This window comes from Methanomassiliicoccales archaeon (genome assembly GCA_035527755.1).
Lineage (GTDB): Archaea > Thermoplasmatota > Thermoplasmata > Methanomassiliicoccales > UBA472 > UBA472.
Window position 1 is genome coordinate 26,881 of record DATKZX010000001.1, and the last position, 20,000, is coordinate 46,880.

Annotated in this window: 24 protein-coding genes and 1 tRNA gene; 7 read left to right on the forward strand and 18 right to left on the reverse strand. The window is 56.0% G+C overall.

Going from position 1 to position 20,000, the window contains the following annotated elements:
• From VMW85_00150 to cysK, 5 genes are all read right to left on the reverse strand, one after another.
• Complete coding sequence (locus VMW85_00150) at nucleotides 1-699, reverse strand: metal-dependent transcriptional regulator (protein HUT26447.1); 699 nt, start codon at nucleotides 697-699, stop codon at nucleotides 1-3.
• 89 nt (nucleotides 700-788) lie between these two features.
• Nucleotides 789-1,823 carry a radical SAM protein gene (locus VMW85_00155; protein HUT26448.1) on the reverse strand — a complete coding sequence of 345 codons (1,035 nt, stop codon included), beginning with the start codon at nucleotides 1,821-1,823 and terminating at the stop codon, nucleotides 789-791.
• On the reverse strand, nucleotides 1,808-3,199 hold the full coding sequence (gene cysS, locus VMW85_00160; protein HUT26449.1) for a cysteine--tRNA ligase: 1,392 nt from the start codon (nucleotides 3,197-3,199) through the stop codon (nucleotides 1,808-1,810). The genes VMW85_00155 and cysS overlap by 16 nt, the downstream gene beginning before the upstream one ends.
• Before the next feature lie 11 nt (nucleotides 3,200-3,210).
• Complete coding sequence (cysE, locus tag VMW85_00165) at nucleotides 3,211-3,864, reverse strand: serine O-acetyltransferase (protein ID HUT26450.1); 654 nt, start codon at nucleotides 3,862-3,864, stop codon at nucleotides 3,211-3,213.
• Nucleotides 3,865-3,868: 4 nt separating this feature from the next.
• Nucleotides 3,869-4,777, reverse strand: coding sequence for a cysteine synthase A (gene cysK / locus VMW85_00170; protein HUT26451.1), 909 nt, complete (start codon nucleotides 4,775-4,777; stop codon nucleotides 3,869-3,871).
• Between the two features lie 98 nt (nucleotides 4,778-4,875).
• On the opposite strand from cysK, the gene VMW85_00175 reads away from it, so the two are divergent.
• Complete coding sequence (locus VMW85_00175) at nucleotides 4,876-5,421, forward strand: nitroreductase family protein (GenBank protein HUT26452.1); 546 nt, start codon at nucleotides 4,876-4,878, stop codon at nucleotides 5,419-5,421.
• A 233-nt stretch (nucleotides 5,422-5,654) separates the two neighbouring features.
• On the opposite strand, the gene VMW85_00180 is transcribed toward VMW85_00175, so the two are convergent.
• From VMW85_00180 to VMW85_00190, 3 genes are all read right to left on the reverse strand, one after another.
• Nucleotides 5,655-6,680 (reverse strand): uroporphyrinogen decarboxylase family protein, encoded by a 1,026-nt coding sequence (locus VMW85_00180; GenBank protein HUT26453.1) that lies wholly within the window; start codon nucleotides 6,678-6,680, stop codon nucleotides 5,655-5,657.
• A gap of 170 nt (nucleotides 6,681-6,850) precedes the next feature.
• The gene (locus VMW85_00185; GenBank protein ID HUT26454.1) at nucleotides 6,851-7,447 is read right to left on the reverse strand and encodes a hypothetical protein; all 597 of its coding nucleotides are present in this window, start codon (nucleotides 7,445-7,447) and stop codon (nucleotides 6,851-6,853) included.
• Between the two features lie 94 nt (nucleotides 7,448-7,541).
• Nucleotides 7,542-7,775: a ribbon-helix-helix domain-containing protein gene (locus VMW85_00190; GenBank protein HUT26455.1), complete on the reverse strand. Its 234-nt coding sequence runs from the start codon at nucleotides 7,773-7,775 to the stop codon at nucleotides 7,542-7,544.
• Nucleotides 7,776-7,933: 158 nt separating this feature from the next.
• Between VMW85_00190 and VMW85_00195 the strand changes: the two genes are divergently transcribed.
• The gene (locus tag VMW85_00195; protein HUT26456.1) at nucleotides 7,934-8,971 is read left to right on the forward strand and encodes a uroporphyrinogen decarboxylase family protein; all 1,038 of its coding nucleotides are present in this window, start codon (nucleotides 7,934-7,936) and stop codon (nucleotides 8,969-8,971) included.
• A gap of 36 nt (nucleotides 8,972-9,007) precedes the next feature.
• On the opposite strand, the gene VMW85_00200 is transcribed toward VMW85_00195, so the two are convergent.
• Nucleotides 9,008-9,095: transfer RNA gene (locus tag VMW85_00200), tRNA-Cys, on the reverse strand.
• A 139-nt stretch (nucleotides 9,096-9,234) separates the two neighbouring features.
• Here VMW85_00200 and VMW85_00205 point away from each other — a divergent pair.
• Nucleotides 9,235-10,089 carry a hypothetical protein gene (locus VMW85_00205; protein ID HUT26457.1) on the forward strand — a complete coding sequence of 285 codons (855 nt, stop codon included), beginning with the start codon at nucleotides 9,235-9,237 and terminating at the stop codon, nucleotides 10,087-10,089.
• A 2-nt stretch (nucleotides 10,090-10,091) separates the two neighbouring features.
• Here VMW85_00205 and VMW85_00210 read toward each other — a convergent pair whose 3' ends face one another.
• The gene (locus tag VMW85_00210; protein ID HUT26458.1) at nucleotides 10,092-10,541 is read right to left on the reverse strand and encodes a tetratricopeptide repeat protein; all 450 of its coding nucleotides are present in this window, start codon (nucleotides 10,539-10,541) and stop codon (nucleotides 10,092-10,094) included.
• A 69-nt stretch (nucleotides 10,542-10,610) separates the two neighbouring features.
• On the opposite strand from VMW85_00210, the gene VMW85_00215 reads away from it, so the two are divergent.
• A complete protein-coding gene (locus VMW85_00215; protein ID HUT26459.1) occupies nucleotides 10,611-11,822 on the forward strand; it encodes a homocitrate synthase family protein in 1,212 nt (403 codons plus the stop codon).
• On the opposite strand, the gene VMW85_00220 is transcribed toward VMW85_00215, so the two are convergent.
• Genes VMW85_00220 through VMW85_00230 form a run of 3 tightly spaced genes read right to left on the reverse strand, consistent with a single transcriptional unit; the run spans nucleotide 11,812 to nucleotide 14,160 of the window.
• Nucleotides 11,812-12,600, reverse strand: a complete 789-nt coding sequence (locus tag VMW85_00220) for a dihydroorotate dehydrogenase electron transfer subunit (GenBank protein ID HUT26460.1) — start codon at nucleotides 12,598-12,600, stop codon at nucleotides 11,812-11,814. The two genes, VMW85_00215 and VMW85_00220, sit on opposite strands and share 11 nt — an antisense overlap.
• Entirely contained in the window at nucleotides 12,593-13,570 is a 978-nt protein-coding gene (locus tag VMW85_00225) for a dihydroorotate dehydrogenase (protein HUT26461.1), read from the reverse strand. Before VMW85_00225 ends, VMW85_00220 begins: the two co-directional genes overlap by 8 nt.
• Nucleotides 13,528-14,160, reverse strand: coding sequence for a class I SAM-dependent methyltransferase (locus VMW85_00230; GenBank protein HUT26462.1), 633 nt, complete (start codon nucleotides 14,158-14,160; stop codon nucleotides 13,528-13,530). The genes VMW85_00225 and VMW85_00230 overlap by 43 nt, the downstream gene beginning before the upstream one ends.
• An 88-nt stretch (nucleotides 14,161-14,248) precedes the next feature.
• Between VMW85_00230 and VMW85_00235 the strand changes: the two genes are divergently transcribed.
• On the forward strand, nucleotides 14,249-14,449 hold the full coding sequence (locus VMW85_00235; GenBank protein HUT26463.1) for a hypothetical protein: 201 nt from the start codon (nucleotides 14,249-14,251) through the stop codon (nucleotides 14,447-14,449).
• 59 nt (nucleotides 14,450-14,508) lie between these two features.
• The gene (locus VMW85_00240; protein HUT26464.1) at nucleotides 14,509-15,726 is read left to right on the forward strand and encodes a cysteine desulfurase; all 1,218 of its coding nucleotides are present in this window, start codon (nucleotides 14,509-14,511) and stop codon (nucleotides 15,724-15,726) included.
• Here the strand turns inward: VMW85_00240 and VMW85_00245 are convergent.
• The 3 genes from VMW85_00245 to VMW85_00255 are packed head-to-tail and all read right to left on the reverse strand — an operon-like array spanning nucleotide 15,695 to nucleotide 17,062.
• The gene (locus VMW85_00245; protein HUT26465.1) at nucleotides 15,695-16,135 is read right to left on the reverse strand and encodes a hypothetical protein; all 441 of its coding nucleotides are present in this window, start codon (nucleotides 16,133-16,135) and stop codon (nucleotides 15,695-15,697) included. The two genes, VMW85_00240 and VMW85_00245, sit on opposite strands and share 32 nt — an antisense overlap.
• On the reverse strand, nucleotides 16,132-16,578 hold the full coding sequence (locus tag VMW85_00250) for a hypothetical protein (GenBank protein HUT26466.1): 447 nt from the start codon (nucleotides 16,576-16,578) through the stop codon (nucleotides 16,132-16,134). Before VMW85_00250 ends, VMW85_00245 begins: the two co-directional genes overlap by 4 nt.
• A gap of 4 nt (nucleotides 16,579-16,582) precedes the next feature.
• Nucleotides 16,583-17,062 carry a carboxypeptidase-like regulatory domain-containing protein gene (locus tag VMW85_00255; GenBank protein HUT26467.1) on the reverse strand — a complete coding sequence of 160 codons (480 nt, stop codon included), beginning with the start codon at nucleotides 17,060-17,062 and terminating at the stop codon, nucleotides 16,583-16,585.
• Between the two features lie 254 nt (nucleotides 17,063-17,316).
• On the opposite strand from VMW85_00255, the gene VMW85_00260 reads away from it, so the two are divergent.
• Nucleotides 17,317-18,708 (forward strand): biotin carboxylase N-terminal domain-containing protein, encoded by a 1,392-nt coding sequence (locus VMW85_00260; protein HUT26468.1) that lies wholly within the window; start codon nucleotides 17,317-17,319, stop codon nucleotides 18,706-18,708.
• On the opposite strand, the gene thpR is transcribed toward VMW85_00260, so the two are convergent.
• Entirely contained in the window at nucleotides 18,705-19,253 is a 549-nt protein-coding gene (gene thpR, locus VMW85_00265; GenBank protein ID HUT26469.1) for an RNA 2',3'-cyclic phosphodiesterase, read from the reverse strand. The two genes, VMW85_00260 and thpR, sit on opposite strands and share 4 nt — an antisense overlap.
• Entirely contained in the window at nucleotides 19,250-19,819 is a 570-nt protein-coding gene (locus VMW85_00270; protein HUT26470.1) for a flavodoxin family protein, read from the reverse strand. Before VMW85_00270 ends, thpR begins: the two co-directional genes overlap by 4 nt.
• Between the last annotated feature and the right edge of the window lie 181 nt (nucleotides 19,820-20,000).

Here is a 20,000-nt window from a genome sequence, read left to right on the forward strand (position 1 = left end):
TCACCGTCCGCGGCGGCAGCGTCGTTTGCCGCATCCGGGCTGGACATGCACATAGACCAGATCGGCGTAGTCCTTGGCCAAGGCGACGCGGGAATCCCCCACCTTGACCAGCACCGGTCCGTTCCTGGGCAGCCTCTCTTCTATGGAAAGGCATCGGTTGGGCACGAAGCCCATGGCGATTATGCGGCGGATCTTACTGGAATCGTCGCAACGCAGGTGAGAGATCACGCCTTCGGAACCCTCCGCCAGGTCGCTCAGGGCCACCGATTCCTTCTGGGGCCGCACCTTGCATATCTGGTCCATGGCCGGTATCGGGTCACCGTCCGGGCAGGTCGTGGGATGGTTCATGATCTCGGAGATGCGCTGCTCGCTCTCCTCCGACAACATATGTTCCAAACGGCAGGCTTCCTCATGGCTCTTCTCCTTGTCGATGCCCAGAATGTCCACCAGGAACCTTTCCAGCAGGCGGTGGCGCCGCTTGATGGTAGAACCGATGCGCCGTCCCTCCTCGGTCAGCGTGACGCCCTTGTACTTCTCGTAGACGATGTAGCCGGAAGCGTCCAACCGCTGCATCATCTCGGTTACGCTGGCGGGTGAGAACTTCATGCGCTTCGCTATATCGGTCGTGCGGGCGGAAGTGCCATCCTGGGTGAGCTCCCATATGCACTCCAGGTACTCCTCGACGTTCTCGCTCACCATGATTTTGGGTCACCTAATTGGAAATATATAACTTTTTTTACACTACCTAAATGTAGCCAATGCTAGTTAATTATGCCTTACCTAAAAAATCATAGGTCTCTGAAAGGTACGATATCGCAGCAGGTGCATTCGTGGCACATGGTGCCATAGGTCCGAGTGCTCAGACCGTTCAGGGAGAGGATCATCTTTACCTCCTGGGACAGGTGGACCAAGCGTTCTGGCGTCACCTCGGTGAGCTTTCCCAACGCTCTTTCCAAAGCGGGACGGTTGGTGGGGTTGATCTTCAGCGCCCTGATGGTCGGCACCACGCCCATTCCCGCCAAGGTCATCACCCCTTCCAGCACGTTACGGTCCGTCTCCCCCATGCCGATGATGATATTGGAGGTGACCTTTCCACGACCGAACACCTGCACCGCATGGCGCAGGAACTCCAATTGCCTACCAAGCTCCAGCTTGGGGCAGGCCATGGCGATTATCCGGGGATCATAGCTCTCGATGTTGATCTTGATCTCGTCCGCGCCTGCTTCCTTGAGGCGGTCGATGTCCTCGAAAGATTCCACGTAAGGTTCCACGCCGATGGGGATTTCCGGCAGTGCCGTTCGCACTTTTCCTATGACGTATACCATGCGGTCTATCGTCTGGCGTATGGAGCCGACCACCGCGGAGGTGAAGGCCACGCCCTTCATTCCGCCTCTGCCTTCAGCCTCGAGTATGAGCTCCACCACCCGGTCCGGGTCCAGGTCCTTGGTGACATCCTTGCTGAGCTTCTTGGAAGTGCAGAAGATGCAATCGAAAATGCATTCCTGGCCGAGATTGAAGAAGGCCTGCTCCGGGGAATGATACAGTATTGGCTTCAGCTCCAGGCGCTCGATGAAAGGCTTTCCTTTCCTCAGGAGAGAATAGGTTTCCGGCCCCTCGACCAGCTCGAAATCCCCGTCCTCGCGGGATATCCCTTTCTTGACCCTCAGTCCGTCGAACGATAGGACGATGGATGCGGAACCCGCGCCCGGTCCCGCCGTCGACCTGCTCAGACGGAAGGGAGGACGGAAGTCCTGAGATACCTTGACGGCTCCGCCGCAGATCAGTATCGCTTTCTTCTCTACCGCGCTCAGATCAGCTTCCATTTCGCACCGTCGGCATTGTCCTCGATCTTGATACCTGCCTCCGCCAGCCGGTCACGGATGAGGTCGGACAGATCGTACGCCTTGCGCTTGCGCAGTTCCTTGCGGATGTCGATGAGCAAGGTCATCACATCCTCCAGCTTGCTTTCGCCCTCCTTCTCCTCCGGCAGTATGTCGAAGATGGAATCCATTTCCTCCATGAAGGCCAGGATCCTCGATGCGCCATCGGCGCTGAGCTCACCGGAATCCATGAGCCGGTTCGCTTCGCGGGCCAGGTCGAAGAGGTAAGATAGCGCCCCTCGGGAATTGAGGTCGTCCTCCATCTCCGCGAGGAACCCTGTTTTGGCCTTGACCACCAGGTCTTCGGCGCCGTGAGTGCCTTTGCCCGTATAGCTTATCAATGAATCGTATGCATTGTGGATGCGCTTCAGGGAGACTGCCGCCTCGTCCAATGCGGCCTCGCTGTATACCAGAGGTCCGCGGTAATGGGTATTGAGCAGGTAGAAGCGCGCCTCCTCCGGTCTGTATTTGGCGAGAACGTCCTTGACGGAGAAGAAGTTCTTCAGTGACTTGGACATCTTGGCGTCGGCGACCTGGAGCATGCCGTTGTGCATCCAGTAGCTGGCCAGCGGCTTCTTGGTGACCGATTCCGATTGCAATATCTCGTTCTCGTGATGCGGGAAGATGAGGTCGTTGCCCCCACCGTGAATGTCTATGGTCTCACCGAGAAGCTTGCGCACCATGGCCGAGCATTCGATGTGCCAGCCCGGACGTCCTTTCCCCCAGGGGGACTGCCAGGATATCTCTCCGGGCTTCGCCGCCTTCCACAGGCAGAAGTCCATGGGGTTGCGTTTGATCTCGTCCACCTCTATGCGGGCACCGGACAACATCTCCTCCACCTTGTTCCCGGAGAGCTTGCCGTAATCGGGGACATTGCTGACGTCGAAGTAAACGCTGCCATCGGGCGTGACGTAACCAAAACCGGCCTTGATGATATCCTCCGTCATGGCGATGATCTCGGAGATGGTCTCGCTCGCTTTCGGATAGATGTCGGCGCGTTTCACCCGCAGCGCGTCGGAATCGCGGAAGAACGCTTCGATGTAGCGACGGGAGATCTCCAGGGCGTCCACGCCCTCCTCGTTCGCCCGCTTTATGATCTTATCGTCCACATCGGTGAAGTTCATTACTTGGGTGACCTGGTAGCCCCGGTATCGGAGATACCTTGAGACCATGTCGAAGACCACCATGAAACGGGCGTGCCCCATGTGCACATCGTCATAAACTGTAACGCCGCACACGTACATCTTGACCTTGCCTTCCTCCAGTGGTCGGAAATCCTGCTTGGCCTTGGCCATGGTGTTATAGATCTGCAGAGTCAATTGGTACACCCCTATTTTTCATCCTTATCGTTCAGCATCTTTTCCAAACGTTCCAAGCGGTGGTCCAGCTCGGAGATGTTGTGCGTGAGTTGCATGATGGCGTCCCGCAAAGGATCGGGAAGCTCGTCGTGGCGGAGGTCCACCTTGATGCAGGTGCCCTCTCTTTTCACCACGCGTCCTGGCACACCGACCACGGTGGAATTGTGAGGGACGTCCTTGATGACGACGGACCCAGCGCCTATCTTCACGTTCTCGCCGATCATAATGTTGCCTAGGACCACAGCTCCGGCGCCGATGGTAACATTGTCGCCTATGGTAGGATGACGCTTGCCCTTGCTGGTGCTCACGCCGCCTAACGTAACGCCCTGGAACATGGAAACGTTGTCACCGATGATGGTCGTCTCCCCGATGACCACGCCCACGGCATGATCGATGAAGAAACCCTTCCCTATGATAGCACCGGGGTGAATGTCCGCACCGGTGAGGAAGCGGCCGAAGTAGTTGATCGCCCGAGCCAGTTTCACGTTCCCTTTGACGAACTGACGGTGGGAGATACGTTGGAGTATGATGGCGTGCAGCCCGGGGCTGAAGTAGAACGCTTCATTGAACGATTTGGCCGCTGGATCGCGCTCCAGGACGGTGTTCACGTCATCCTTCCAGTTCATAGCTTCACTCTCGAAACAACGCAGTGCTCATATATCTTTCTGAGGAGTCTGGTAGTAGGACGACCACCTTTTTTCCCCGACCCAGTTCCTTGGCCATTTGCAGACCTGCCCAGAGCGCGGCCCCGGACGATATGCCGGCCATGATCCCCTCCTTGGTGGAGAGCGCCTTGGCGGTCTCGATGGCATCCTCGTCGGTGACGGTGATGATGCGGTCCACCAGCTTCATGTCCAGGACCTTAGGGACGAAACCGGCCCCGATGCCTTGTATGCCATGAGCTCCCGGGCTTCCCCCGGACAGTACCGGGGAACCGGCCGGTTCCACACCGACCACCATTACCCGCTTCCTCTCCCTCAAGTACTTGGCCACCCCGGTGATGGTGCCGCCCGTACCTATTCCGGCCACGAAGGCATCGATGGAGGGCAGGTCCCTGTATATCTCCGGACCGGTGTTCAGATAATGAGCCTCGGGGTTAGCGGGGTTCTCGAACTGATTGGGCATGCAGTATGAACCGGAGGAGCACATGTTCTTGGCGAAGGCCACCGCCCCGGCCATGCCCTCCTTCGCCGGCGTTAGAATCACTTCCGCCCCCAGGGCCCTGAGCAGCTTGACGCGCTCCACGCTCATGTCCTCGGGCATGGTCAGAACGATCTGGTAGCCTTTGGCGGCGCATACCATCGCCAGACCGATGCCGGTGTTTCCGGAGGTGGGTTCGACCACCTTCATTTTCTTGGTCAATAGTCCCGCCCTCTCGGCCTTCTCGATCATGTGAAGGGCGACCCGGTCCTTGACCGAACCTCCAGGATTGCAGCCTTCCAACTTCACATAGACCTCAGCTATCGATGATGGTACGATGTGATTGAGGCGCACCAGTGGGGTGCGCCCGATGGTACTTGTTACGCTATTGTGCAACATCCTGTTCAGCGACGGTGCGATATGTACTATTGGCGTTAAAAGTGTGTGGTCATCGCGAAAGAGAAAAATACTTTCTGCTCCCTCGGCACGATATTATCATGGAAACTTTGGATGCCATCAAGACCCGGAAGAGCGTGCGGCGATTTCAGGACCGGCCGGTGGAAAGGGAGAAGATGAACGCCTTGCTGGAAGCGGCCGTTCAAGCTCCGTCCTGGACGAACAATCAGTGCTGGCGTTTCATAGTGGTGACGGAGAAGGAGACCATAGAAAAATTGACCAAGGCCAATTCCAACTTCAATTCCTGGCTCAAGGACGCGCCGGTGGTGATCGTGGCCTGCGCCGATCCCAAGGATAGCGGGGATTGGAACGGTCTGCAATATTTCATGATGGACGTTTCCTTGGCCATGCACAACCTGGTGCTGATGGCCACGGACATGGGCCTGGGAACGTGCTACCTGGGCGCCTACGACGAGATGAAGGTCAAGGAGATCCTGGGAGTACCTGACAATATCAGGGTGGCGGCGATGTCCCCTCTGGGATATCCGTTGGACAAGAAGACATTGAGGGACAAGATGAAGGGCGCCATCCTCAGAAGTTCGAACAGGGAACCGATAGAAAAGGTGTCTCACTGGGAAAAATGGTGATCGGACCATAGCGATCTGTAAGATCGTTATGATTAGATAGAAGAAGTATTTTTGATCATCATCCTTATACAATATTAATCATTAAATCAATGTTAAGTTCGTATTTTTCCAACATGAAGGAGATCGAGGGCGCGGTCATGAAAAATACGCCAGTAGATGAGGCCTTTTGAGTGATGAAACTGAAATAAAGTGTGTTTAAAAGGTTTGAAAGTGGTTTGGCGAAGAGTGTTCCATCAATTCTTCTTGTAGTTCTTCACCGTGCTGGTCATAGCTATGAGGTTCTTGGACGAAACCTCAGGCGGGATGGCGCAGCCAGGCTGGATCATACGGTAGCCGGCGTCAATGTAGCGCTTGGTCGCCTCCACTACTTCCTCCTCGGTGCCCATCATCAACGGTTTGATGGGGCCCACACTGCCGACCATGGCCACCTTGCCCTGCACGCGTTTCATCGCTTCAAAGGGATCGACCTTCTCCTCTACGGAAAGGCTGTTCGCTCCCGATTGCGCCATGAGGTACAGCTGCTCGGTGGTATCGCCGCATATGTGCAATTGCACCCTGGTCCCAGTGGACCTTATCGCCTTGATCTCCTTTTGCACATAGGGCAGCGAGAACTCAGCGAACATATCTGGGGAAACTAGATCACCGGAGGCGGTCGGTTCGCCAGGACCGAAAACATCCGCGTCGTTGATCCCAGCTTCCATCTCTAGCTTGTAAGCCTGCGCGTCATATTCGGCTACGAACTTCAAGAGACGGTGTACTTCCTCAGGTTCGATGGCGATGTTCAACATCAGGTTCTCAGTACCCACAAGGTGTCCAGCGGTGGTCAACGGACCCCAGCTGGTCACCCCGGTGACGGCTCCGTCCTTCCCTGCCAGCTGTCGGGCGTACTTGAAACCTTCCAAACTCCTGATGACATTGGGGTCTTTCAGGTACTTGTCCATGTCCGGCATGGTGTACTCACCGCCGAACTCCAAGGGGCTCTTCTGACAGTACGGAATTGGCACGTTGTAGTTGATCGTCGCCCCCATGGCCTCTAGGTGCGTCCATATCAGGAAAAGATTGAGGTCTTCGAACCCCAACTTGTCGTGTACGTACTTTCCTAGATTCGCCATGTCCTTCCCGCTCTGGAACATGGTAGCTGGGTTGATCCCAGTTCCCATTATTGCCTCCACGGTAATGATCCCGAATCCAGTTACCGCCGGACGGTCCATCGGTTGTAGATCGAGTGCGGCATGTATTCTTTCCCTTTCTGTAAACATTCAGATTCCTCCATTTTAATGAAAGATGTTTGGAAGAGGTTTATGCGGGGATCTTCTATGGGAGAGATTCGCATCAATATTATGAGAACGTCCAGGGAATTCGTTGATCAATATAGTGCCTCCCCTGGATCGTGCTCTGACCACGTTCTGCATCTCCATATCTTTTCATTTTACTTCTTTAAAAATATCGGCCAGGTCATCTTGCCCGTTGTACCGTTCACGGTCAACGCAGCCCCGAGATACAGGGATAGGAAGGCCAGTATCATCAGGAAGAATCCGGCTACGTAGTTCATCATCTCTCCAGGGAATATGTTGCTCAGTCCTACCAAGGTCAATGCGATCGATGCAGAGAAGGCCACGGCGGTCAAGAGCCTTACCGGCATATAGGTCGTGACTATTCCGGCCACTCCCAGGAACAGACCTACGATCATCACGAATATTCCAGCCTCGTTTCCGCTCACCGGTGGAGCCAATCCTAAGATTGGCAGCCAGTTGAGCAGGGGGAAGGCCATCGCGAATATGCCAACGGGTCCAAAGACGAACGTTCCGAAAACACTTCCTTTAGCGAAGGATACCGCAGTGACCATCATCATGACGATACCGCCTATGAATGTCAATGCCAATACCGCAGACCCCAATGGATAGAGTCCAAAGAATGCCAGGGCCATGACCAAAGGCACCCACCCCAGGATGACGGATCCCAGGGCGTCCCCTCCGCACATTTCGCTTTTCACGCAAACATTATAATCCTTGCTATTTTCCTCCACGTTTACCCTCCTAAGACGTTGATATTGGGATTGTCCCAAATAATTAGTATACATTTAGTATACAAATAGTTATCGAACAGTCTACAATAGGGTATCACCGTGGTATATTTACAGGACGATTATTTTCCCTTTCCTCTATCCCTTCCAGATAGTTTCTAAGGGCGGCCACCATAAATTCCGATCGGGACCTGTAGAGTTCCTTTTGAACCAAATCATCGATCTTGGCGACTATACCCTGCGGAACTCTAGCGTTAATGATGATGGATTCCTTTTTCTTGTGGTAGACATCTACTATCGATGTCCGGTGTTCGTTCGATTCTTCTTGCATCGTTTTGCTATACGCTTGTTCATTATTTGTATACTTTTTGATGGAGATGAATCTCCAATACGGGATTGATTTGATGAGCGGGCATTCTCTTGCGATTTCTATTGGAAAATGTTAAATTTTCCCACCCTCTTCCGATGTTTTCAATATGGTAGAACCTCATGAACATCCCTAATCGAGGCAAGGAGCGCATATTTTCCTGTATTAACGGAGAGGACCCCGACCAAATTCCGATCCTAGCTCCTTATTCAGGGCATTTCTTTTGTGCCCATTCGCACCTAAAAACCCCAAATCTTTACTCTTCCATCGACAAGCTTGTAGAGAATCAGATTGCATTGACCAAAATGTGTGGGTTCGATGGAATCGAGGGGATCTTCGATTTTCTGTTGCTGACGGAGGCATGTGGTTCCAAGGTAGAGATGCGAGATTACGGACCTTTGGCAGTTACCGAACCGATCTTCTCGAGCGTGGAGAACTTCGATTTGTTAGAATACCCTAATTTGACCGATTTCGATCGTCATAATAATTCCATGAAACTCTTAGACGGCATCATCAATAATGCTGGACATGACCTGTTCGTCTATTGCACGATTTGCGGTCCGTTGACCTTGGCGGGTGAACTGAGAGGGCTGCCCTCACTATTTTTCGACATGATAGTTGAGCCTGGTTTCGTTGATAAGGTAGTCAGGTTCTCAGAAAGTTTGATCAAAGAACTGGTCGATGAGATTCTCCAATATGAGATCGATGGAGTATTCATTGTCGATCCAACCGCCTCAGGCGAATTGACCAACGAGGACCAATACCTGAGGTTTGAACTACGGCCCGTTAGTCAGGTGATCTCGCAAATAAAAACTAACCACAAAGTATCATCGTTGCATATGTGCGGCAGGTCCACAAAACAATTTGAATCGTTAATATCCACTAACGTCGACATACTCAACGTAGACACCCCGGTCAAGATGGCCGCATTGGCCAAGAAACTGCCTGGAAAGACCGTCCTAGGTAATCTTGACCCGTCCGGTTCATTGACCCATGGGGGGAAAGAGCAGATCCTCCATGATTGTCTCAGATGCTTGAATGAAATGAATGGCTACCGCTACATACTGGGCACCGGTTGTGGATTGATACCCGAGACCAATTTTGACAACCTACTTATGCTTCAAGAAGCACGAGATGATTTTGTTAAGTATCGTACCTAACCGAATAAATAGATCCCAAGGGATTAAAAAATAAAATGGAGCTGGGACCGAGATTTGAACTCGGGTGTGCGGATTACCGCCTTGTGGACTGCAGTCCGCCACATGGCCGCTCTGTCATCCCAGCCTTAAAAGGTTGATTCTGTAACCCGTATAATTAGCTTTTTGTCCTGGCCTGCCACCCTGTATCGAGATTATTGAGGAATGTGGTTTACTGGATACCTGAAATGGACACAGCGATTCGATTAAATACGCCTGGTACCTAAATGCCGGTCGTGTCAATGCTCCCCGATCACTGCAAGGACGTCTCCATGCGCCAAGTGGACTTCCCTCTCACTCGCGAGAACATCATGAAGGAGTTCCAGGGCAAGATCGCCTACACTCGCACCGATTTCATGGTCCTGCGCCACGGCGATGAGACCGCCACCGTCCGGGTCATCAAGAAGAACGGCAAGGACCTGTTCCGATCGATCACCGATCTGGAGATCATTTCCTTGCCGGAGGATACGGTCTTCGTTCACGATGAGGAGATCGACGTCCTCAACGTCTCTCAGCTGGCCCGACTGGTGAGAAAGAACGACGGAAGGACCGTGGTGGTCTACGGCATGTTCTCCCACGTCTCATTCCTGAAGACCGATCATATCCTGGACCTCCGCGTATTGGACGTGGTTCCGCCGACGCCCTCCAAGCTGGCGGTCCTTGTGGAGAGGGCGCTGTCCTCCGGTCACATCGAGAAGCCGATCGTCCCGCACTTCGTGGACATCGACATCATGGAGAAGGAGCGGCAGGTGAAGACCCCGGGGGTCATCTTCCCCTGCAGGGCCTCCGGACTTACATCGGAGAAGAAGATGTTCTTCCTGGACGAGACACCGGAGATCGACGTGGAATCGACCCTCATAGGCTGCGACCTGTCCAAGCGCATCTTCGCCCACATCTACCGCAGACCGGTGGAGAGCCTGGACATCTGCCCCCAGAACCTGGCCCCCAAGGACGACATGCCCACCATAGTCAAATGCTGCAAGGTGAAGGAAGGGTGCGCCATCGAAGGGAACGTGGCCTCCGTGCCCTGGGGCGCCACCATGCTAGACGTGGTCAAGGCGCTTCAGGCGCTTTTCCCCTGATATCATTTCTGCGACAAGGACCTGGCCTTGGCCATGGCGGAAAAACCTTCTTCGGTGTTGCCCAGCTTGCATTGCGCCTCCCCTAGAATATACCAGGCGTCCGGATCGTCGGGCAACTGTCTCAATTGTCTCTCGGCCATCCTCCTGGCCCTCTCGTTGTTGCCGGCGCGCAGGGCGTTCCTGGCCTTGTCCATGTAGCCCAGTTTGGACTGTATCCGTTCGTACATGGCCTGCTCGGCCTCTTCGATGAAAACGGTAAGAGCGTTCACGGTGAGCCAGGGGTAGCGGGATGCCAATAGCTTCTTCAGCTTCTCCGCCTCCTCCGGCCTCATGCGGAAGGTGCTTCCCTCGTACGCCGACAGGGGAACGTTCACCCGCAGGTGCCCGTGGAACACCTCGATGAAATTGGGATTCTCGTTCTCCTTCACAACTTCCTTTTTCTTCTTTGCCACTCCGCTGGCAAATACCGTCCCTTTTAAAAACCTGCCGATGATGAGCCCTCGGATCCCGATCGGCGTCCCATGGAAAGCATTTTTAAGGTACCAGGGGTTCCAGACATCATGTACGAAGTGGCCCTCAGCCCCTACAATCCCAAACTGGAGGTGGGGGAGGTCATCGTTTACGATTCTACCTTGCGTGATGGAGAACAGACACCGGGCATATGCTTCAGCCTGGAGCAGAAGGTGGCGATAGCCCGGAAGCTTGATGAGATGCGAGTGCCGCAGATCGAGGCCGGCTTCCCCGCCGTTTCGGAGCGGGAGCAGGCCTCTGTGAAAGCGATCTGCGACCAGAAGCTGGACGCGGACATACTGGTGCTCTCACGCATAATCAAGGGGGACATCGACGCCTCCATCGACGCCGGGGTGGACATGGTGCTTCTGTTCATCGCCACCTCCGACATTCACATTCAATACAAGTTCAAGAAGGACCGGCAGTTCGTCCTGGACAAGGTGGTGGAGGGCGTGGAGTACGCCAAGTCACGCGGCGTGGGCGTGAGCCTAAGCGCCGAAGACACCACCAGAACGGACCTGGACTTCCTTCTCCAGGTATATCGAGCGGCGGAGGAGGCCGGAGCGGACCGCATCGGGGTGACCGACACCCTGGGCTGCGCCTCCCCGGAAGCGATATCATTCCTGGTCGGCAAGGCCAAGGAGACCGTGAAGATCCCCATATCATTGCACCTGCACAACGACTACGGTTTGGCGCTGGCCAACGCCATAGCCGGGGTGAAGGCTGGGGCTACCGCCATAACCACCACGGTCAATGGCATAGGCGAACGCTGCGGCAACGTTCCGCTGGAACAGTTCGTGGCCGCCATGAAGTTCATCTACGGCAAGGACCTGGGCATCGACTGCACCAAGCTGAAGGAGGTCTCCGATCTGGTGGAATCGTTCTCCGGGCTCTGTAAACCGGTCAACCAACCGATCGTCGGTCATAACGCCTTCTCGCATGAGTCGGGGATACATGTCGCCGCCGTTCTATGTTGCCCGCTCACCTACGAGAGCATCCCCCCGGAGCTGGTGGGAAATCAACGCCACATCCTGATGGGCAAGCACACCGGCATCAATTACGTGCGCAAGCGGGTGGACGACCTCGGGCTGATGGCCACGGACGAGCAGCTGGCCGAGATACTTGATAAGGTAAAGGTACTGGGCGAGAAGAAAGGAAGGGTTAACGACCACGAGTTCCGGGAGATCGCCTCCCTGATAGTACGCTCGGTGTTCACAACCTGACGCGGCGGCCGCATTCGTCGCGGCGCTGCTTCCCGAACTCCTTCAACCCTTTCAGCTCCTCACCGCTGAACACCGGCCCTTCCTTGCAGACGCGCATTCCGTCCAGGGCGCAGGACCCGCACAGACCGGCGCCGCATTTCATGTAGCGTTCCAGGGACATCTGGCAAGGGATGTTTTTCTCCAGGCACAGCTGGTGCAGGAAGTACAGCATCTTTTCCGGACCGCATGCCAGGACCATGTCGTAGTTCCGTTCCTCCATCATCACCTTGGCCAATTGCACGGCGTTGCCGTCGAACCCTTTGGTGCCGTCATCGGTGGACACGCGCACCAGGGAGGAGGTTCTGGAAGCACGTTCCTCGAACAATAGCTCCTTGACGTTCCTGGCGCCGATGGCGGTGTCCACCTGGTCGGTCGCCACGCGTTCCATGGCCGGCAGCAAAGAGGCCATTCCAGTCCCCCCGCCGACCACCAGTATCCTGCCTTTGGGCACGTGATAGCCACGGCCGTATGGACCGCGAACGACGAACTCGTCCCCGACCTTCATGGAGGTGAGCGCTTCCGTGGCCTCTCCCACGTTCTTGACCGTGATGCCTTTCCTTTCCCCCAGATACGATAAGGACATGGGGACCTCGTCCACGCCCGGTATCCAGACCATGACGAACTGCCCCGGGGCCGCGGGCGCCTCCCAATCGAACCTCAGGGTGACGACGCCTTCCGCCTCCTCCGTACGGGAGACTACCGATACCGTCGTCTGGCTGACCATGAAACGCTCACTCATGCGCTACCCCCACAAGTTGCGAGACGTCCTTGAGACCGTTCTCTGACATGTAACCGCTGATGCCGGAGCAAACGTCCCCGAAGATCGAGGACCCCTTGCGCCCCACGCCGCTGCCGATCTGCACCGCAACGGCACCGGCCATGATGTATTCCAGGGCGGAACGCCAATCCTCGACACCGCCTACACCGATGACCGGTATCTTCAGGCTTTCGAACAGCTCGTATATGCAGCGGACGCCCACGGCGCGGATGGCCGGACCGGAGAGTCCGCCATAGCGGTTCGACAGTACCGGCCGCCTCACGTCCACGTCGATCTTCATCGCCTTCAAGGTGTTGATGGCCACGATGGCGTCGGCGCCGGCTTCCTCTGCGGAAATGGCCACGTCGATCAGCCTGTGAGTGTTAGGGGTCAGTTTTGCGAAGACCGGTACGTTCACCTCGCATTTCACCGCCTTGATGATCCCGGCCACGATCTCCGGGTCGACGCCCATCTCCATGCCGTATCCTTTGGCGTGGGGACAGCTGAGGTTGAGCTCCACCGCTCTGGCGCCGTATTCCTCCATCTTCTTGGCCAGGGAGGCGAACTCCTCAGCTGACGAACCGAAGATGCTGCCGATGATGGGCACACCCCCTTTGAGCGCTTCGGCCATCTCCTCTCCGAAGGCATCTATGCCCGGGTTGGGCAATCCCATGGCGTTCATGTAGCCGTGCTCCAGCTCGACCAGTGTGGGGTTCTTGTGCCCCTGCCGCGGAACGCTGCCGATGGACTTGGTCACCAGGGCTCCGGCCCCTCCCTTGGCCATGGCCAATAGGGAACCTCCTGTTTCACCCATGATACCGGATGCCAGCATGGTAGGGTTGTTCAGCTCAATTCCGGCCAGGACCACCTTCAAGGAAGTCATCACCGAGCGCATGCCATCCATCCTTATTAATTTCCTCTCTCGTTCGGCGAGGCGATCATCACGAACCATCCCTCGTCCTCCTCTGTAAAGGTCCTTATGCCATGAAAGCCGGCCTTGACCAGCAGCTCCTGGTATCCTTCCAGGCTGTGGAAGGTCATCCTGAACCCTTTCTGCCATGATTCGTTCCTTTTCTGCCACTGCGGCGCATCCCAGGTCTCTTGGACCAGGAACAGTCTGCCGTCGTCACTGAGGACGCGCCGGCATTCCTTGAGGTCCTGACCGAGGTCCGGCCAGAAGTAGGTGGTCTCGCACGCGAGCACCGCATCGAAAGAACCGTCCTTGAACGGCAGGGAGGATACCGAACCCCGGAGCGGGCTCAGCCTCCGTTCTTTATTGAGATCGCAGTTCACCTTGCAGGTCATACGCAGCATGTCCCGGGAAAGGTCCAGGGCCACGTACTTGGCGTCGGGTGCCTGCTTGCTCAGCATGGACAACGGGCCGCCCCCGCCGCAGCCCAGGTCGAGCATTCTTTCAACGGAGGAGATGTCCATTCGCCCCATGGCCCATTTCATCATCCCTCGGTGGTTCTGGTTCATGCGTCTCGCCATCATGATCCCCTGCACCCCCGCCGGTCTCCGAACCTGACCATAGAAATTCATTTTCATGCCTCGACTGGACGTTATACCTTATGTCCTTACGAACCATTAATAAGAGGCTGCAACAATAGTAATGACAGGGGTTCGAAACTTGTTGACCGAGGATGGAAAAGCAATGATAGCTCGCTCTGTCAGGGCCAACCTTAGCATGGATCCAGGTAAGAAGACGGATATCAAGAAGAAGGTCCTACGTCATTTCCTGGATTACAGGGAGGCCTTCGGCGGAGGGAAGGCGTCTACAGCCTTAGTTAAGGAAGTGGAGAGGTACATCGACAAGGTCATGATGGCCTGACCTCTCCCAAATTTTTTCTTCGTACCAAAGGCGTTAATAATCGTTATTTCGTTCCCAGCATGACTGGAATGGACGTTCAAAAATTACGTAAGGACTTCCCTCTGTATCAGCAGGAGAAGCCGCCGATCTACTTGGACAGCGCCTGTCAGAGCCTGCGCCCAAAGCAGGTCGTCGAGGCCATGAACGAATATTATTACGATTTTCCGGCCTGCAGCGGCCGCAGCGTTCATAGAATGGCTACGGAAGTGTCCATCCGCATAGACCAGGCCCGGGAGGGCATCGCCTCGTTCGTCGGCGCCCCCGACCCGGAATGCATAATCTTCACCAAGAGCGCCACCGAGGCGATGAACCTGGTGGCCAGGGGATTCCCCTTCATGAAAGGTGACAAGGTGGTCACCACCGATATGGAGCATAACAGCAACCATGTCCCTTGGCTGCGGCTCTCAAAGAAGATCGGACTGAAACGTGGGTTCATCTCTTTCAAAGCAATGGAATCGGGAGATCTGGAGCCTCTGAAGGAGGCGGTGGAGAAGGGCGTCCGCCTGGTCAGCGTGGTGCACACCAACAACGTGGACGGATGCTCCATACCCTTGAAGGACGTGGTGGAGATCGCCCACGACCATGGCGCATTGGTCATGGCCGACGGATGCCAGAGGGTGCCGCACAACCCCACGGACCTGAAGAAGCTGGACGTGGACCTCTACGCCTGGTCCATGCACAAGATGCTCGGTCCGTCCGGCGCCGGCATTTTGTACGGGAAACGGGAGGTCCTGGAACAGATCGAGCCGCTGATCACCGGAGGCGGCGGCGTCTCCATAACCTCCTACGATAAGGCGGAGATATTGCCGATACCGGACAAGTTCGAGTCCGGACTGCAGAACTACGCCGGGATGCTCGGCAGCGGGGCGGCGGTGCGATATCTGGAGCAGATAGGCATGGAGGAGATCGCGCAGCACGAGCAGCACTTGAACACGCTCCTCACGAAGGAGCTGTCCGGCCTTCCCCAGCTGTCTTTGCTGGGACCAGCGGACCCCATCAGGAGAGGGGATATCTTCTCCTTTAATCTGAAAGGGATGCTGCCTCATGATGTGGCCATGATCTTGGACGAGATCGGCATGTTCCTCATCCGCTCCGGCATGCATTGCGTGCATCCCTACTTCACCAGCCTGGGATTGGAAGGGTGTGCCCGCGCCTCGTTCTACCTGTACAACACCGATGAAGAGGTCAGGAAGTTCGCCGAGGGCGTCAGATACCTGGCGGAGAAGTTCGCGAACTGACGGTGTAGATGGTTAGTCCACCCTCGCGGGCGATCACCTTTATTATGTCCCCGGGGTGCAGGACGATCGAACTGAGAGCCTGCATCTGTCCTTGATCGTTCCTCTCGAACATCCGCATCGAAGGTATCTCCAGCAGGAGCCTGTCGTGCAGGTCCTCCAGGACCATGTAGCTATCGTTTATCGTCAGCGTCGCTGAGCTCGGCAGTACGTCCTGAAGTTCGACCACCCTTTCAAGTCCGTCACCGATCCTCTCCATGGACATCAGAAGCTCCTGAATGCTTTCGGCCACTTCCTTCAGGGAGGAGGAACGTTCCGCCTGGGTCTGCAACTGCATCCCTTGCAACAGCACTCCCAAAAGAACTATGCCCACCAGGAAGACCCACACCTTGGAAAGAAAGAACTCCATCATAGTATCTCCGCCCTCACTTCCCCCCAGACGCCGTCCGGGGAGCTCAACCGCAGAGTCGCCCCCATGGTCAGCGTCAATGGCACCCCTTCACTGGTGATAACGGCGACATCGTTCAGATACCGGCACCCCATCTCCCTTCCCCCGGAGCTCCAGGTCAGTTTGAGGCTCTCCACCGATCCTTCCGAACCTCCCATCCGGATGTCGCCGTCAACGGAGAGGTCCAGGGGCAGCCTCACTATCCTCACGTTGCCTGGACCGTCGGAGGCCATCTCCTCCACGGTGCGGGCGATCTCCTCGGCGGCAACCGCCAACCTATTACCGTCGACCTCCGAGGTCATCTGCCCCAGGGAGGAGAGGACCGCCGGCAAGGTCAAAGAGATGAGGAGCGCCACCAGCATGAGACGCAGCGGCAGTCCCTCGATCCCCCTCTTGTCATTCCTCATATCCTCACCGGGAGATCACCGGCACCTGAAGCGAAGAATCGGTCCCCATGCCGCCCTTGGCCACCGTCACTTGGACGAAGCCTATGCCCGTCCCGTAGCGTGAGACGCTGAGAGAATCGAACCGAACCTTCCCTTCAGCGTCGGTCGAACCGTAAACGACCGAACCGTCGGCATTACAGACGTTACACCCGTCCAACACCACAGAGGCACCGGGAACCGCATCTCCGTTCTGGTCCCGGACGAATATGGTGATCGAGACCGCATCGTTCTCGAAGGTGCCGTCCATGTTGCCATCGGTGATCATTATCTCCGACGGATCGCCGTTCACCGTGGCGATCGCGCTAGGCGCTGAAAGACCGCCCATCCATCCCACGAGCACTGCTGTGCCGAGCCCGGCCACCAGCACCATTATCATCAGTTGCAGCGGCAATCCCTCGATGCCACCCTTCCTGTCCCCACTTATCGATCTCTTTACGAACCTCATGATATCTCCAAAAGGACCAGGGACGAAAGGGGTCAAGGCGTTCGTGTTTACAATGAGACTAACTCCATGGAATGCAATTAGCATTCGAAAAACGATTTTATAAGATATATCGCTTGATTCTTATCATAAATCGGATATTCCATTCGAAATCAAGTGAAATCGTTAGCCAAACGCAGGCGAAATTATTATAAAAACCTGGAACATTCCCTGCCACGCAGTCACATGCCTGTTCCATATGTGTCTGAGGGTTGAAGATGTTCAACAAAGTGCTCATAGCAAACAGAGGGGAGATCGCCATCCGGGTGATCAACACCTGCAAAAGACTCGGAGTGCTCACCGTAGGTATCTACACCCCATCGGACAAACAATGCAAGCACGTGCATCTGGCCGATAAAAGTGTGGAGCTTCAGACCGACGGCACCGGCATCGGATATCTGGACATCGACGCGATCATCGACGTGGCCAACCGGATGAGGGTGGACGCCATCCATCCTGGCTACGGTTTCCTTTCCGAGAAATCGGAATTTTCCGAGAGATGCGAAGAGGAGGGCATCGCCTTCCTGGGCCCCAGCCCAAGGGCCATGAAACTGCTGGGAAGCAAGCTCTCGGCCCGAGAGTTCATGTCCAAGGTGGGAGTGCCCATCATGCCGGGGACGCTCGAGGCGCTGGAGACCCCTGACGATGCGATCAAGCACGCCAACAAGATCGGTTACCCCGTTCTGCTCAAGGCCTCCGGAGGCGGCGGCGGCCGGGGAATGCGATTGGTGAACAATGACGACGAGATGGAGAACGCCCTTGCGTCCGCTAAGAACGAGGCGGACAAGGCCTTCAAGAACCCGACCATCTATCTGGAAAGGGCCTTACTGAAAGCGCGCCACATCGAGTTCCAGGTGGTGGGCGATTCCCGAGGGAACGCCTATTGCCTGGGAGAGAGGGAATGCTCGGTACAGCGCCGGCACCAGAAGATCATCGAGGAGACGCCGTCCTGCGCCGTTTCCCCGGAGCTCAGGGAAAAGATGTCCGAGCTGTGCGTGGCGGCGGTAAAAAGGGCCAACTACACCTCACTGGGAACGTTCGAGTTCCTCATGAGCGCCGAGGGAGAACTGTTCTTCCTGGAAGCGAACACCCGTATTCAGGTGGAGCACCCCATAACCGAATCGGTGACCGGGCTGGACCTGGTGGAACTGCAGCTCAAGATAGGTTCCGACCGCGAGGTGGAGGAGGAGCTCACCGACCTGAAGCCGAAAGGGCACGCCATGGAGTTCAGGATCAATGCGGAGAACCCCTTCAATAACTTCTTCCCAGCCCCCGGGCGCATAGAGAAGTACATGGAACCGGCAGGCGAGGGCGTGCGGGTCGATTCCCACGCCTATGAAGGATACGTGGTCCCCACGGAATTCGATAACCTGCTGGCCAAGCTCATAATCTCCGGACGTAACCGGGAAGAGGTGCTCAGGCGGGCGCATGATGCCTTGGACCGGTATACGGTCACCGGCATCAAGACCACCATACCGTACCACCGCCTGGTCGTCCGCAACGCCGACTTCCGCGTCGGGAACTACAGCATCGATTACGTCAAGGACCACGCACCGGCGGACCTGCTGAAGATGAACGAGTTCTCCCTGTTCGAGAGCATCGGACGTTAAAGGGCGGCCTCGATCACGTCGGAGTATATCGGTCCGGAGGGCGTCAGCACGCTCTTCTTCAGTTTTATCCTGTCCACGGTGAAGGAACCGAACTCCTTGCCCTGGTGGTCCTGCAGAAATCCTAAAAGGTCCGGCTTGTGGCCTTCACGCACCCTTGCCAATGTAAGATGGGGAGAGAAGGCCCGCTTCTCCCGGGGGAAGCCGAGCGTTCCACATCCCTCGTCCAATGAAGATGCCAGCTTGACCAGCGGTTCCGCCCCCTGCATCCCCGCCCAGATGACCCGGGGGCTGCGTGCGTTCGGGAACACCCCGGTGCCGACCAGACCTATATGGAACGGTGGAGCGTCGGCGACCGCCTGACGCATGACCGCCTCGATCTCAGGCACGATCCTCTCATCCGTATCCCCCAGGAACTTCAGCGTGATGTGGACGATGTCGGGCGAGACCGGTTTCAGCGGCCTGCCGTATCCCCTCAGTTCTTCTATCGCCTTTCGAAGCTCCTCGCCGCATCGGACGTCCACTGCTATGAACGCTCGAAAGCTCATTCCTCACCCAGGGTCACATGGCATTCCTGGAGCACTTTCTGCGACGCCTCCAGTTCCAGGATGTCGATCGTTGGTCTCACCCCGGGAATGATGTAGGGATGCACCTCGGTGAATCCCAGCGTTCCGTAGGCGGAGTACATGCGGTCCTTGAGGTTGGCGTAGAGCTCGTTCCCCTTGCCATTGCCGCAGGTGAACACGATGATGGCCTTCTTGGTGCCTTTGATCTTGGACGTGTATATCCCCGGTCCGCTGCCGAAGTTCAGCATGGCGTACATGCGGTCGAGGAACGCTTTCGTCGGGGCGGTCTCGGCTCCGAAATACACCGGGGAGCCGATGACCAATGCCTCGGCGCGCTGTATCTTGTGGTAGAGCATGGTCATGTCATCCTTGATGGCACAGCCCTCGTTCTTCTTGCAATAGAAGCAACTGATGCAGTCCTTGATCTTCAGATCGCCCAGGTCGAAGTAATCCAGGTCGACGTCCTTGTGTTCCTTGGTCAGTTCCTTCAGGAACTTCGCGGTGTTCCCATCCTTGCGCGGACTGCCGTTCAAAGCCAATATCCTCATCTTGTCTCACCTGGTGAACCACAGAGAAACTACGAAAATAAATAGATTGGCCAGTGCCAGTCTGGGATGGCTGGTTTGGGGAAGGTGTGAAAAGCTCGCCGTTCTCGATGAGGATTTTCATCTGGTCGGGTCATCGTGCTCGGTTGGCTTACGAACTATCGACCATATGCATTAAATAATT